Genomic DNA, 12,246 nt, shown 5'->3' with positions numbered 1-12,246 from the left:
GGCTCGCGTCCGGCATCCCCGCGACCGGGTTCGTCGCCACCGTCCAGCACACCTCCGGCGGCCCGTCCGCGACGGCGTCGACGATGCCGACCGGTCCCGGCCCCGGGTCGTCCGGGAGCCGGTCTCGGGGAACGTCCCACGCGTCGGCGACGGTCCGGCGCTGCTCCGGGTCGGTGAACTCGCGTTGCCCGGGCCACGTCCCCTTCGACGAGCAGACGCGGGTCCCCATCGAGTTCGCCTGCCCGGTCAGCGAGAAGGGGCCGCTCCCGGGCCGGACGTTCCCGGTAGCCAGACAGAGGTCGATGAGCGCCCGCGAGGTCGCGGTCCCCTGCACGCTCTGGTTGACGCCCATCCCCCAGTAGACGAGCGTCGAGTCGGTCATGGCGTCGGCGACGCGCTCGACCGTCTCGACCGGGACGCCGGCGGTCTCCGTGGCCTCCTCGACCGCGGGCAACGAGTCGACCGTCGCCTCGAAGCCGGTCGTCGCCTCGGCGACGAACTCCCGGTCGACGGCGTCGTCCGCGACGATCTGCGCCAACACCGCCCGGGCGAAGGCCAGATCGGTACCGGGGTCGACCTGCGCGTGCAGGTCGGCGTCGTCGACGGTCTCGCTCTCGACGGGATCGACGACGATCAGCTCGCCGTCGTCGTCGCTCGCGCTGTCCGCGATCCACCGGTACATCACCGGGTGCGCCACCGCGGGATTCGCGCCCCAGACGACGTGGGTCCGCGCGTCGGGGATGTCCTCGTACGTCGGCGGCGGCGCGTCGCTCCCGAACGCCTGGTAGTAGGCGGTGACGGCCGAGGCCATACAGAGGGTGGTGTTGGCGTCGTAGTACCGGGTCCCGAAGCCGCCGCGGGCCAGCTTGCCCAGCGCGTACGCCGCCTCGTTCGTCTGCTGTCCGCTCCCCAGCACCGCGACGCCGTCCGAGCTCTCGGCGAGCGCGTCCTCGACGCACGAGACGACGGTGCCGATCGCCGTCTCCCAGCTGGTCGGGACGAGGGTCCCCTCCTCCCTGATGAGGGGTCGCGTCAGCCACTTGCCGTCGGGGTTCGCGGTCTCGTCGATTCCGCGTTGGCAGGCGAGCCCGCGGTTGACCGGGTGCGACGCGTCGCCGCGGACGGTGTCGAGCCCGTAGTGGTTGGTGTACCCCTGCTGGAGGTGACCACAGCCGACCGCACACCGCATACACGTCGTCGGCGTCCACTCGGTCATCTGCGGTGCCGCTCCGCCGTGGAGGCCCCTCGCCGCGCCGGAACGGACGATCCGCCGGCGGCTCCGATCCGCGACCGGTCCGAAACGGGTGGCCCGTACACGTGATGTCGCATCAGTTGATTTCTGAGTACCACATACCGTATCACCGGCATAATTGTTTTGGTATAGATGAGATTCCGGAATTTCGAAAAAGAACGTCTAGTTATTCAGAATATTTCTAAATAAACACGCACATGCTTGTGCATGGGGGCGCCCACGTCGCTCCCGTGCGCACGCCGCCCGTGCACACGCGGAGCCTCACCGACGACTCCCGACGCCAACGACGCCGACGGCACCAACGACGTCGACGACGCCGACAACCCCGACGATACCAACCACAACGACTGACACGCTCGCCCGTATCGCACCGGCACCCCGCCCCGGTTCGGAACCGTCCGTTTGCATTTGTGAACTTCTGTCTCGCTTCGGTACCGCATATATAATTTCCTTGTTGAATAGATGAATTATATCTCGCACTGGCGGACGGGTTTTCGATCGCCTCGTTATCTCCCTTATTTTGTGTTTTTATAAAAGCCGAAGTATTTTATTCCATCCTGTAAACTTCTATCCGAGATGACCCACTATTCGGCCAATATAGGTTCGGAACGGTTGCGCACCAACGACGAGGGTGATCGGTGATGGCCAACAAGAAGGAAACGTGGAAATCGGAGCTGTACGGCGACGAGGTGCGGGAGAAGCTACTGGAGTTCGCGGAGGAGGGGTTCGAGTCGATCCCCGAAGACGAGCGGGACGCGTGGTTCACCCGGTTCAAGTTCTGGGGGGTGTTCCACCAGCGCTCGGGACAGGAGGGCTACTTCATGATGCGGCTGACCAACGCCAACGGGATCTTGGAGCCCGATCAGCTCCGCGCGATCGGCGAGGTCGCCCGCGAGTACGCCACCGGTCCCGTCTCGAACCCCGAGTTCGGCGACAGCTGGATCGACCTGACCACCCGCCAGTCGGTCCAGCTCCACTGGATCGAACTCGAAGACATCCCGGAGATATGGGAGAAGCTGGAGTCGGTCGGGGTGACCACCCGGTCGTCGGGCGGCGACACGATGCGGAACATCTCCGGCAGCCCGGTCGCCGGCAAGGACGCGGACGAGGTGATCGACACGCTCCCGCTGCTCGAACGGTTCCAAGAGGAGATCCGCGGCGACGACGATCTCTGTAACATGCCCCGGAAGTTCAACATCAGCATCTCCGGGACTCCCGAGGGCGGCGCGCAGGACGCGATCAACGACATCGGGCTCGAACCCGCCAGCAAAGAGGTCGACAGCGTCGAGGGAACCTCGACGGGCAGCCGGACGGAGTCCGGCGACGGCGAGGAGACGCTCGGCTTCAACGTGCGCGTCGGCGGCGGGCTCGGCGGCCGCGAGCCTCGGGTCGCCCGTCCCCTCGACGTGTTCGTGACCCCGGACGAGGCGTACGACGTCGTCCGCGGCTTCGTCGAGCTGTACCACGACCACGGCGGCCGCCAGGTCCGTGCGAAGAACCGCTCGCGCTTCTTCGTCGACGAGCACGGCACCGAGTGGATCCGCGACCTCCTCGACGAGGAGTACGTCGACGCCGACCTGCGGACCGCCGGCGAGGACATTCGCGACGAGTACACGTACAACGCCGGGTCGGCTCCCGAAGACGGGAAGCAGGACTACACCGGCGTCCACGAGCAGGGCGACGGCAAGCGATACGTCGGCCTCAGCGTCGCCGTCGGTCGGCTCCCGGCCGACGAGGCCATCGAACTCGCCGACCTCGCGGACGAGTACGGCTCCGGAGAAGTCCGGCTCACGCGCCGGCAAAACCCGATCATCGTCGACGTGGACCCCGATCGGGTGGACGAGCTGCTCGCGGAGCCGCTGCTCGCGAAACACCGGCCGGAGCCGAACCCGTTCGTCCGCGGCGCGATGGCCTGTACCGGCACCGAGTTCTGCTCGCTGGCGCTCGTCGAGACGAAGGCCCGGACGGCCGCCATGCTCCGCTGGCTCCGCGACAACGTCGCCCTGCCGGACGACGTCGAACAGCTGAAGATCCACTTCTCCGGCTGCACCGCCGACTGCGGCCAGGCCAACACGGCCGACATCGGTCTGCTCGGGATGCGGGCGCGGAAGGACGGCGAGATGGTCGAGGCGGTCGACATCGGCGTCGGCGGCGGGATGGGCGAGGAGCCCTCCTTCGTCGACTACGTCCGACAGCGGGTGCCCGCGGACGAGGCGCCCGGCGCGATCCGGAACCTGATCGAGGCGTTCGCGGCGCGCCGCGAGCCGGGCCAGACCTTCCGCGAGTGGGCGGACGCGACCGACGACGAGGCGCTCGCGGAGCTGTGCGAGCCCGAGGAGACGGACTACGTCGATCCGTCGCTCACCGACGCGAAGCAGTCGTGGTACCCGTTCGCCGAGGAGGGGACGACGGCCGCGAACCCGGGGGTGGCCTCGTCGGATGACTGACCGGACGATCGGTCCGAAGACGGACGACGGCGGGACTGTCGTCGACGAGTCCGCGGACGACCGTGCACAACACGCGTCCGCCGACGTCGCGCCCGAGCTCTTCGGCTGGTAGCCCTGCACTGACGCGACCGATCGATCCACACTCGACACATGTACGACGAGATTCTGTTCCCGACCGACGGCAGCGAGGCATCGAAACGGACGCTCCCGCACGCGGTGAGTCAGGCGGAGGCCTTCGACGCGCGGGTTCACGTCCTCTACGTCGTGGACACGACGTACGCCGGCGTCGGCGCCGGCGGCGGCAAGAACGTCAACTCCCTCCGGGCCGAGGGCGAGGAGGTGACCGAGGAGTTCGAGCGGCGGGTCCGCGACGAGAACGTGGACGCGGTCTCGCGGATCGAAGAGGGAGATCCCCACGCGGAGATCACGGAGTACGCCGCCGACGAGGCCGACATGATCGTGATGGGCACGCGGGGACGGAGCGGGATCGAGAAGTACCTGCTCGGCAGCGTCACCGAGAAGGTCGTCCGGACGGCCGACGTGCCCGTGTTCACGGTCCGCACTCCGGAATGACCGGCTCCCGAGCGAGATGAACGAACGGATCACGTCGGTGACCGCGTACACCACCCTGGAGTTCGTCGACGGCGCGGCCCTCGGTCACGACTGGACCGAGGGGGGTTCGGGCGTGTTGAACGTTACCGCGTCCGGCGAGGAGCCCGACCGCGTCGAACTCCAGTTCGAGCTCGACGGCCTCGACGTCGAGCGGCTTCCGAACCACGCCGATCGGATCGACCTCACCCCCGAGCAGGCCAGAACGGTCGCGGCCGCGCTGACGCGGTACGCGGACCGGATCGACGGCGACGAGTCGGCGTGACCGAACGGCGAACCGGAGCGAGCCGCGCCGACACGGGGCCTTTTAAGCTCGATCGCGGCCTCCGGCCGGTATGAGCGCTCTCGACGACGCGTACCGCGCGTTCCGCCGCGACCTGCACCGTCACCCGGAGCCCGCGTGGTGCGAGTTCTACACCACGGCCAGAATCGTGACTGAACTCCGCGAGCGCGATCTCACGGAGCTGCACGTCGGGCCGGAGGCGCTGGCGACCGACGACCGCATGAACGTCCCCGACGACGAGGAGCTGGCCGAGTGGGAACGGCGCGCCCGTGACGCCGGCGCGGACCCGGAGATCGTCGACGAGCTCTCGGGCGGGTACACCGGCTGCGTCGCCGTCGCCGAGCGCGGTCCCGGTCCCGTGGTCGGGCTCCGGGTCGACATCGACGCGCTCCCGGTGACCGAGTCCGCGGACGGCGACCACGTTCCCGCCGCTGAGGGATTCCGCTCGGAGCGGGACGGGTACATGCACGCGTGCGGCCACGACGCGCACGCGACGATGGGCCTCGGCGCCCTCGACGCGGTCCTCGACTCCGACTTCTCCGGCACGCTCAAGGTGTTCTTCCAGCCGGGCGAAGAGCAGGTCGCGGGCGGCAAACCGATGGCGGAGTCGGGCCACCTCGACGACGTGGACTACCTCTACGCGGTCCACGTTGGCCTCGATCACCCCTCCGGCGAGGTCGTCTGCGGCGTCGAGGGGTTTCTCGCCGTGCGCCACTTCCTCGCCGAGTTCACCGGCGAGCCCTCGCACGCCGGCGCGCGGCCCGAGCAGGGACGGAACGCGGTGCAGGCGATGGCGGCCGCGGTCCAGAACCTCTACGCGATCCCCCGCCACGCGGACGGGCCGACCCGGGTGAACGCCGGGCTCGTGGGCGGCGGCACGGCGACGAACGTCATCCCCGAGGAGTCGCTCGTCGAGGGGGAGCTCCGCGGCGCGACGACCGAGCTGGCGGAGTACATGTCCGACCACGCCGACCGGATCCTGGAGTCGGCCGCGGGGATGCACGACTGCGAGGTCGAGGTCTCGACAAAGGGGGAGGCTCCGAGCGCGACGAGCGACGACGCGCTCGCCGGGATCGTCGGCGAGGTCGCCGGCGAGACCGACGGCGTCACCGAGATCGTCGACCGCGCCGATCTGGGCGGTTCCGAGGACGCCACCTACCTGATGCGGTCGGTCCAGCGGCGCGGCGGGCTCGCCTGCTACGTCGGCGTCGGCACCGACCACCCCGGCGGCCACCACACGAGCACGTTCGACGTGGTCGAAGGCGACATCGCGGTCGGAATCGACGTGCTCTCCGGGGCGATCCGACGCGTCGCCGAGACGCGACCGTAAAAGGCGTGAAAACGGCGGAGTCTGAACACCCGATGTTGGTGAATTCTTTTTTAAGCCGAAAAAGATAGAATATCAGGTCACTGAAGCCCGTTTTTTGAGTGATAGCGGGAGTAGGTATCGCAGATCGGTGACGGTGATACGGTATTTAACTGAGACTGAGCGGTCCCGAGGATCACTTATAAAAAACGGTGCGGTGGCGCGCCCTGGTGAGCGGCCGTCAGGCCGCGAACCGCGAGGGACCGAAGGTCCCTCTGGCAGCCGGCGGCGACGACGGTGCGAGGGAGTCGCTGGCGGCCGTCGCCGCCAGCGACAGGGCGAGAGCGAAGCTCTCGCTTGCAGCCGGACGCAGTCCGGCGACGAGGCTGGGGAGGTGTGAGGTGCGGGGCAGTTGCGGGCGGGTGGGACTCAAAGGGGCAGCCGGTGAGGCGGGCACAGGCGACACAAGCACCGCAACGAGTGAGCGAACGAAGTGAGCGACCGAGTGAGGAGCGCAGCGAGCGTGCCCGCCTCACCGGCTGGGGCTTTGGAGGTGTTCACCGCAAAGTCGTCGATCATTTATAAACAACCGATCAGCCAAATTGATACACGTACTCCCGCTATTGCTCACCACCGTCGCTGCACTGACCGCACCCCAGTCAGAGTCCTACAATTTTTGAAGAACTCGACAGATTCGAACCGGAGAACGCGGAGATCGAAGATCCGGACGATCGCACCGAACAGCGGGACGATCGGCGCCCGACTCAGTACTTCGCGTCCGCGCCGGTCGTCTCGTAGATCCGGTCCATGATCGCGTCGCGCTCGCCCGTCCAGTTCGCCATCGCGGCGGGGCTGGTGGGGTACGACCCGTAGTGGTCGAGCAGCTCGTCGGCGAGCGACTTCGTCTGGTAGAAGTTCCGGATCGTCCCCCAGTAGCCGAAGCTCTTGACCGCCGCCTTCAGCTTCAGCCCGAAGGACATGGAGGTCGACCCCTCGTACAGCGCCTCAGCGAGCTTCTCGCCCGGCAGCGCCGCGAGCAGGCCCATCAGGTCGTCGACGTCCACCGCGGTCGCGAGCACGTTGTACACGTCGAGGCCGGCGTACCGGCCGCCGAAGTGGTCCATCACGCGGGTGTTGTACCGCCAGAGGTTCTCCTCGCTCACGTCGCCGTCGGAGACGGCCTTCACCGCCTGTTCGCCGGCGTACTTGCCCGCGTACGCCGCGCCGGCGATGCCGCCGCCGGTCGTCGGGTTGACGTGGCCCGCGGCGTCGCCGACCGCCATGTACCCCGGCGCGACCGCCGAGTCGTACGGGCGGCGGGTGGGGAGCGCCGCGCCGAGCTTGTCCGTGACCTCCGCGCCCTCGAACTCGGGGCGGTCCCGGAGGTCGCGTTTCAGCGCCTCGACGAGCTGCATCGGCTCCTCGTTCATCTGGAAGCCGAGCCCGGCGTTGATCTCCGTGCTCGTCCGCGGGAAGTACCAGAGGTAGCCCGCGGCGCGGTCGGTCGCCTTGAACACGAGGGCGTCGTCCCACTCGACCGGCTCGGGGACCTCGACGATCTCGCGGTACGCCGAGCAGAACTGCGAGTAGCGCACGTTGGTGTCGAACGTCGTCCCCTCGAAGTCCGCCTTGTCCTGCAGCAGCGACAGCGACCCGGCGCCGTCGATGACGAGGTCGGCCTCGTAGGTCACCGGGTCGCCCCCGCGCTTGGCGCGCAGCCCGGTGACCCGCCCGTCGCCGGTCTGGACCACGTCGTTGATGACGGTGTCGTAGTGGAACTCGACCCCGGCGTCCTCCGCACCCGCGATGATCCGCCGGCCGTACTCCCAGCGGTCGATGACGGCGAGCTCGCCCGGGACCGGGATCTCGAGGACGGTGTCCTCCTGCGGGATCTCGAAGCGCCCGTGGTCGACGCCGGTGTTGGTGAACGCCGGCTCCAGCCGGTCTTTCGGGATCGCTTCCGGGAAGGCGTCGGCGCCCTTCAGCGCGTCGCCGCAGGCGATGTGCCCGGCCTCCTCCGCGTCCTTCCGCTCGACGATGACGACGTCGAGCCCCTCGTTCGCGATCGTCGCGGCCGCGTAACAGCCGGCGGTCCCGGCGCCCGCCACGACGACGTCGTACTCGTCGATGCTCATACCACGTGCGTGGTCGCCCCTGTGGCAAAACTCTTTGTTCCCGATTCGGTCGCCTGCGGGACGACACGAGCCGGAGTCGGACGGAAGAACGCGAGTCGGAGTCGGACCGAAGCACGCGAAACCGCGACCGCGTCGAGCGCGCTCGGACGCGGGTCGAGGTCTGCGCTCAGTCCTCGGTCTCGTAGTGTTCGCCCGCGGCCTCGGGCAGTCGGGTGCGACCGACCAACGCGAGCACCACGATGACGACCACGTACGGGATCGTCTGGACCAGCGTGTCGGGGACCGCGTAGCCGAGCTGCTGGAGCCGGATCTGGGTCGCGTCGAGCCCGGCGAACAGCACGCCCGCCCCAAGCGTGCCGACCGGGTTGTAGTTGCCGAACAGGTACGCCACGATGGCGATGAACCCCTTGCCCTGCACCATCGTCTCGCCGGAGCCGATGAACTGGCCGATCGAGAGCGCGAGCGCGGAGCCGCCGATGCCGGAGAGCACGCCCGACAGCAGCACGCCGGCGTGTCGCACCTTCGAGACGGATATCCCCACCGTGTCGAGCGCCTTGGGGTTCTCGCCCGCCGCCCGGAGGTGCTTGCCGAACGCGGTGCGGTTCAGCGCCCACCACGACGCGACCGTCGCGACGACGACCATGGTCGCGGAGTACCGCCACCCGATCCGCGCACCGAGGTTCGGCGTGTTGACGCCGCCGAAGAACACCGTCGACATGAACGGCGCGAGCCCGAGCGCGATGAGCCAGACCGCCAGTCCCGCGATGATCTGGTCGGCCTTGAACTCGATACAGACGACGCCGAACACGCCCGCGAGCGCGGTCGACGCCGCGATGCCGCCGAGGAAGCCGACCCAGATGGCGGGGACGCCGAGCACGGTGTTCCCGATACCGACGACCGAGGCGACGTAGACGGAGACGAACGCCGAGATGATCAGCAGCCCCTCCAGCCCGATGTTGATGACGCCGGACTTCTCCGCGAAGATGCCGCCCAGCCCGGCGAGCACGATGGGCGCCGCCAGCCGCGACGTCGACGCCGCGGTGCTCGTCGAGAAGACGATTCCCGAGAGGTCGCCGACGACGGTCTCGGGGAACAGCGCCCCGAACACCAGCAGCACGCCGAGCACCCCGACGGTGCCCACGATCAGCGACCGCACGTAGTCGGACTCGATCAGGTCGTCGAGGACCGGGATCGTGAGGTCCGCGAGCGGGTTACGCATCGGTCTCACCTCCGTCGGCGACGGCCGCGTCGTCGTCCGCGTTCGCAGCGCTCGACTCCGACCCGCCGGAACCGCCCGGCCCCGACGACCCTATCCCGGCGTACCGGCCGAACATCCGGAAGAACTCCGGCATGGCCACGAACAGGATGATCAGGCCGCGCAACACGCCGACGAGCTCTGTCGGCACGTCCGTTCGAAAGCCGATCTCCAGGGCGCCGCCTTTCAACAGTCCGAAGAGGAACGCCGCCGGCAACACCCCGAGCGGGTTGTTGCCGGCGAGGATGGAGACGGTGATCCCGTCGAAGCCGAGGTCGGGGACCGACGCCATCCACCGGCCCTCCGACATCAGCACCCACAGCGACCCGCCGACGCCGCCGATCGCGCCGGACAGCGTCATCGCCCGCACGGTCGTGAGCTTCGCGTTCACGCCGCCGTACTCGGCCGCGGCCGCCTGCATCCCGCTGGTGCGCAGGTCGTATCCGAATGAGGTGTGCTCGACGAGGTAGTAGAGCCCGGCGATGAAGCCGACCCCGACCAGCAGCGCCAGCAGCGCGAAGTCGCTCGACTGCGGGAAGAGCCACGGGAGGAACTGCGCGTACTCGGGGACGTACCGGGTGGCGACGACCGACGAGCCCTCGGCGCGGAACACCTCCAACACGAGGACGTACGCGACGTTCGCCGCGACGAAGTTGAGCATGATCGTCGTGATCACCTCGTTGGCGTCGGCGTACGCCTTCAACGCGCCGGGGATCGCGCCCCAGAGCCCCCCACCGACCGCGCCGGCGAGGGTCCCGACGACGATCAGCACCGCGCCCGCGACCGGGCCTTCCGGGAGGAACGGCGCCGCGGCGAGCACGGTCAGCGCGGTCGCCAGCGCGCCGACGACGAGCTGGCCCTGCGTCCCGATGTTGAACAGCCCGGCGCGGAACGCGACCGCGACGGAGAGCCCGGTGAAGATCAGGAGCGTCGTCTCCGAGAGCGTCAGCCCGAACGAGAGGTTAAACGGTGTCCACGACGGGTCGAACAGCCCCGGCTCGCCGATAGCGAACGGGTAGCCCAGCGCGCCGTTGAACAGGACGAGATACACCTCGAACGGGTCGTAACAGAAGCCGAGCCCGGTGACCGGCATCGTCCACGCGGCGGTGCTACACTGCGCGACGCGCCCGGAGACGAGCACGATGGCGAAGCCGACGGCGATCGAGAGCAGGATCGCGGCGACGCTTATCAGGAGGCGCTCGGCGACCGAGCGGTCGACGAACGGCGTCACGACGCGGCGGGCGATCGAGGGGACCCGATCCGAGCCGGAGCCGTCGGCGGACCCGCCGTCGGAGCGGCTCACGCGTCCACCTCCTCGTCCCCGCTATCGCCGGCGAGATCGGTCGCGGCGTCGTGGAGCGCGGCTCCCTCGACGGAGTCGTCGTCGAGTCGCTCGCCGGCCATCAGCAGGCCGATCTCCTCTTCGGTCACCGTGCCGGGGTCGACGACCCCAGTGAACTCCCCTTCGTGGATCACGGCGAGCCGGTCGGAGAGCCCCTGCACCTCGTCCAGCTTCGAGGAGATCAACAGGACCGCCTTCCCCTCGGCCCGCAGTTCGAGCAGGCGGTCGTGGAGGAACTCGGTGGAGCCGATGTCGACCCCCCGCGTCGGGTGCATCGCGACGACGAGCTCCGGGTCGCGCTCGAACTCCCGGCCGACGATGAACTTCTGCTGGTTGCCGCCGGAGAGGTCCTCCGCCTCGGCGTCGGCGTTCGGCGGGCGCACGTCGTACTGCTCGATCACGGACTCCGCGTGGTCCCGGGAGGCGCGCCAGTCGAGCCGGCCGTTCTCGGCGAACGGCGGGTCGTGCTGGCTCCCGAGAATGCCGTTCTCGGTCAGGTCGTACGACATCACCAGCCCCCGTTCCTGGCGGTCCTCGGGGATGAAGGCCATACCGCGGTCGATGTGCTCGCGTCGGCTCTCGCCGGCCATCGGCTCGCCGAGGTAGGTGATCGACCCCTCGGTCGGGTCGCGCATCCCGGTGATCGACTCGACGAGCTGCGACTGGCCGTTGCCGTCCACGCCCGCGACGCCGAACACCTCGCCCGCGCGGAGCTCGAAGGAGATCCCCGACACCGCCTCGACGCCGCGGTCGTCGTCGGCGCGGAGGTCGGTCACCTCCAGCACTCGCTCGCCCGGCTCCTGCGGCGTCGTCGCCGGGTCCATCAGCACCTCGCGGCCGACCATCATCTGCGCGAGGTCCTCGCGGGTCACGTCGCCGGACGCGACCGTGCCGACGTTGACGCCGTCGCGGAGGACCGTGATCTCGTCGGCGGCCGACAGCGCCTCGCTGAGCTTGTGCGAGATGAAGATGATCGTCTTCCCCTGGTCGGTGAGCTCCTCGAAGACGCCGTAGAGGTCCTCGACCTCCTGCGGGGTGAGCACCGCGGTCGGCTCGTCGAGGATGAGCACGTCGGCGCCGCGGTACAGCGCCTTCAGGATCTCGACGCGCTGTTGGACCCCCACCGACACGTCCTCGATCCGAGCGTCGGGGTCCACGTCGAAGCCGTAGCGCTCGCTCAGGTCGGCGACCGCCTCGCGGGCGGCGTCCTCGTCGACGCGGAGCCCGCCCCACGTCTTCGGCTCGTTGCCCAGGACGACGTTCTCCCACACCGTCATCGGATCGACGAGCATGAAGTGCTGGTGGATCATGCCGACGCCCGCGTCGATCGCGTCGCGCGGCGAGTCGAACGACTGCGGCTCGCCGTCGAGGAAGACGGTCCCCTCGGTCGGCTCGTAGAGGCCGTACAGCACGTTCATCAGCGTGGTCTTGCCGGCCCCGTTCTCGCCGAGGAGAGCGTGGACGCTTCCGCGCTCCACCGCGAGATCCACGTCGTCGTTCGCGACGACCCCGGGGAATCGCTTCGTGATGCCGTCCATGTGGACCGCCGGGTTCATTCACCCGTAACTCCGCGCCGGAGCCTAAAAGAGCGCGGATTCGGCCGCGAGGCGCGGAGAG

The 12,246-nt window shown here is 68.9% G+C and carries 11 protein-coding genes; 6 read left to right on the top strand and 5 right to left on the bottom strand.

Annotation, left to right across the window (positions count from 1 at the left end; translation table 11 throughout):
* Positions 1–1,216, bottom strand: a 1,216-nt coding sequence (locus C469_RS01660; protein ID WP_008003257.1) for a molybdopterin-dependent oxidoreductase, incomplete at its 3' end; no start/stop codon positions are given.
* Positions 1,217–1,459: 243 nt separating this feature from the next.
* Between C469_RS01660 and C469_RS16990 the strand changes: the two genes are divergently transcribed.
* From C469_RS16990 to C469_RS16600, 6 genes are all read left to right on the top strand, one after another.
* Positions 1,460–1,603 (top strand): hypothetical protein, encoded by a 144-nt coding sequence (locus C469_RS16990; protein WP_160163054.1) that lies wholly within the window; start codon positions 1,460–1,462, stop codon positions 1,601–1,603.
* 290 nt (positions 1,604–1,893) lie between these two features.
* Positions 1,894–3,699: a nitrite/sulfite reductase gene (locus C469_RS01655; protein ID WP_008003256.1), complete on the top strand. Its 1,806-nt coding sequence runs from the start codon at positions 1,894–1,896 to the stop codon at positions 3,697–3,699.
* A gap of 150 nt (positions 3,700–3,849) precedes the next feature.
* Positions 3,850–4,272: a universal stress protein gene (locus C469_RS01650; RefSeq protein WP_008003252.1), complete on the top strand. Its 423-nt coding sequence runs from the start codon at positions 3,850–3,852 to the stop codon at positions 4,270–4,272.
* Between the two features lie 16 nt (positions 4,273–4,288).
* Positions 4,289–4,573, top strand: coding sequence for a DUF6360 family protein (locus tag C469_RS01645; RefSeq protein WP_008003250.1), 285 nt, complete (start codon positions 4,289–4,291; stop codon positions 4,571–4,573).
* A gap of 70 nt (positions 4,574–4,643) precedes the next feature.
* A complete protein-coding gene (locus tag C469_RS01640) occupies positions 4,644–5,921 on the top strand; it encodes an amidohydrolase (RefSeq protein WP_008003248.1) in 1,278 nt (425 codons plus the stop codon).
* A 206-nt stretch (positions 5,922–6,127) separates the two neighbouring features.
* Positions 6,128–6,394 carry a hypothetical protein gene (locus tag C469_RS16600; RefSeq protein WP_147587225.1) on the top strand — a complete coding sequence of 89 codons (267 nt, stop codon included), beginning with the start codon at positions 6,128–6,130 and terminating at the stop codon, positions 6,392–6,394.
* Positions 6,395–6,661: 267 nt separating this feature from the next.
* Here C469_RS16600 and C469_RS01635 read toward each other — a convergent pair whose 3' ends face one another.
* The 4 genes from C469_RS01635 to C469_RS01620 form a co-directional block, all read right to left on the bottom strand.
* Positions 6,662–8,032: a geranylgeranyl reductase family protein gene (locus C469_RS01635; protein ID WP_008003246.1), complete on the bottom strand. Its 1,371-nt coding sequence runs from the start codon at positions 8,030–8,032 to the stop codon at positions 6,662–6,664.
* A gap of 166 nt (positions 8,033–8,198) precedes the next feature.
* On the bottom strand, positions 8,199–9,251 hold the full coding sequence (locus C469_RS01630) for an ABC transporter permease (protein WP_008003244.1): 1,053 nt from the start codon (positions 9,249–9,251) through the stop codon (positions 8,199–8,201).
* Positions 9,244–10,590, bottom strand: coding sequence for an ABC transporter permease (locus C469_RS01625; protein ID WP_008003242.1), 1,347 nt, complete (start codon positions 10,588–10,590; stop codon positions 9,244–9,246). The genes C469_RS01630 and C469_RS01625 overlap by 8 nt, the downstream gene beginning before the upstream one ends.
* Positions 10,587–12,185 carry an ABC transporter ATP-binding protein gene (locus tag C469_RS01620; RefSeq protein WP_008003240.1) on the bottom strand — a complete coding sequence of 533 codons (1,599 nt, stop codon included), beginning with the start codon at positions 12,183–12,185 and terminating at the stop codon, positions 10,587–10,589. The genes C469_RS01625 and C469_RS01620 overlap by 4 nt, the downstream gene beginning before the upstream one ends.
* Positions 12,186–12,246 lie beyond the last annotated feature (61 nt).

The sequence above is a fragment of the Halorubrum lipolyticum DSM 21995 genome, from assembly GCF_000337375.1.
Classification (GTDB): domain Archaea; phylum Halobacteriota; class Halobacteria; order Halobacteriales; family Haloferacaceae; genus Halorubrum; species Halorubrum lipolyticum.
Note: the sequence above shows the minus strand (reverse complement) of the source record. Positions and strands in the feature narration are given on the sequence as shown.

What these genes read in the sequence shown, in the direction of transcription:
- C469_RS01645 (WP_008003250.1), top strand. Translation starts at nt 4,289, where the DNA reads ATGAACGAACGGATCACGTCGGTGACCGCGTACACCACCCTGGAGTTC.
- C469_RS01635 (WP_008003246.1), bottom strand. Translation starts at nt 8,032, where the DNA reads ATGAGCATCGACGAGTACGACGTCGTCGTGGCGGGCGCCGGGACCGCC.
- C469_RS01650 (WP_008003252.1), top strand. Translation starts at nt 3,850, where the DNA reads ATGTACGACGAGATTCTGTTCCCGACCGACGGCAGCGAGGCATCGAAA.
- C469_RS01655 (WP_008003256.1), top strand. Translation starts at nt 1,894, where the DNA reads ATGGCCAACAAGAAGGAAACGTGGAAATCGGAGCTGTACGGCGACGAG.
- C469_RS16990 (WP_160163054.1), top strand. Translation starts at nt 1,460, where the DNA reads ATGGGGGCGCCCACGTCGCTCCCGTGCGCACGCCGCCCGTGCACACGC.
- C469_RS01630 (WP_008003244.1), bottom strand. Translation starts at nt 9,251, where the DNA reads ATGCGTAACCCGCTCGCGGACCTCACGATCCCGGTCCTCGACGACCTG.
- C469_RS01620 (WP_008003240.1), bottom strand. Translation starts at nt 12,185, where the DNA reads ATGAACCCGGCGGTCCACATGGACGGCATCACGAAGCGATTCCCCGGG.
- C469_RS01640 (WP_008003248.1), top strand. Translation starts at nt 4,644, where the DNA reads ATGAGCGCTCTCGACGACGCGTACCGCGCGTTCCGCCGCGACCTGCAC.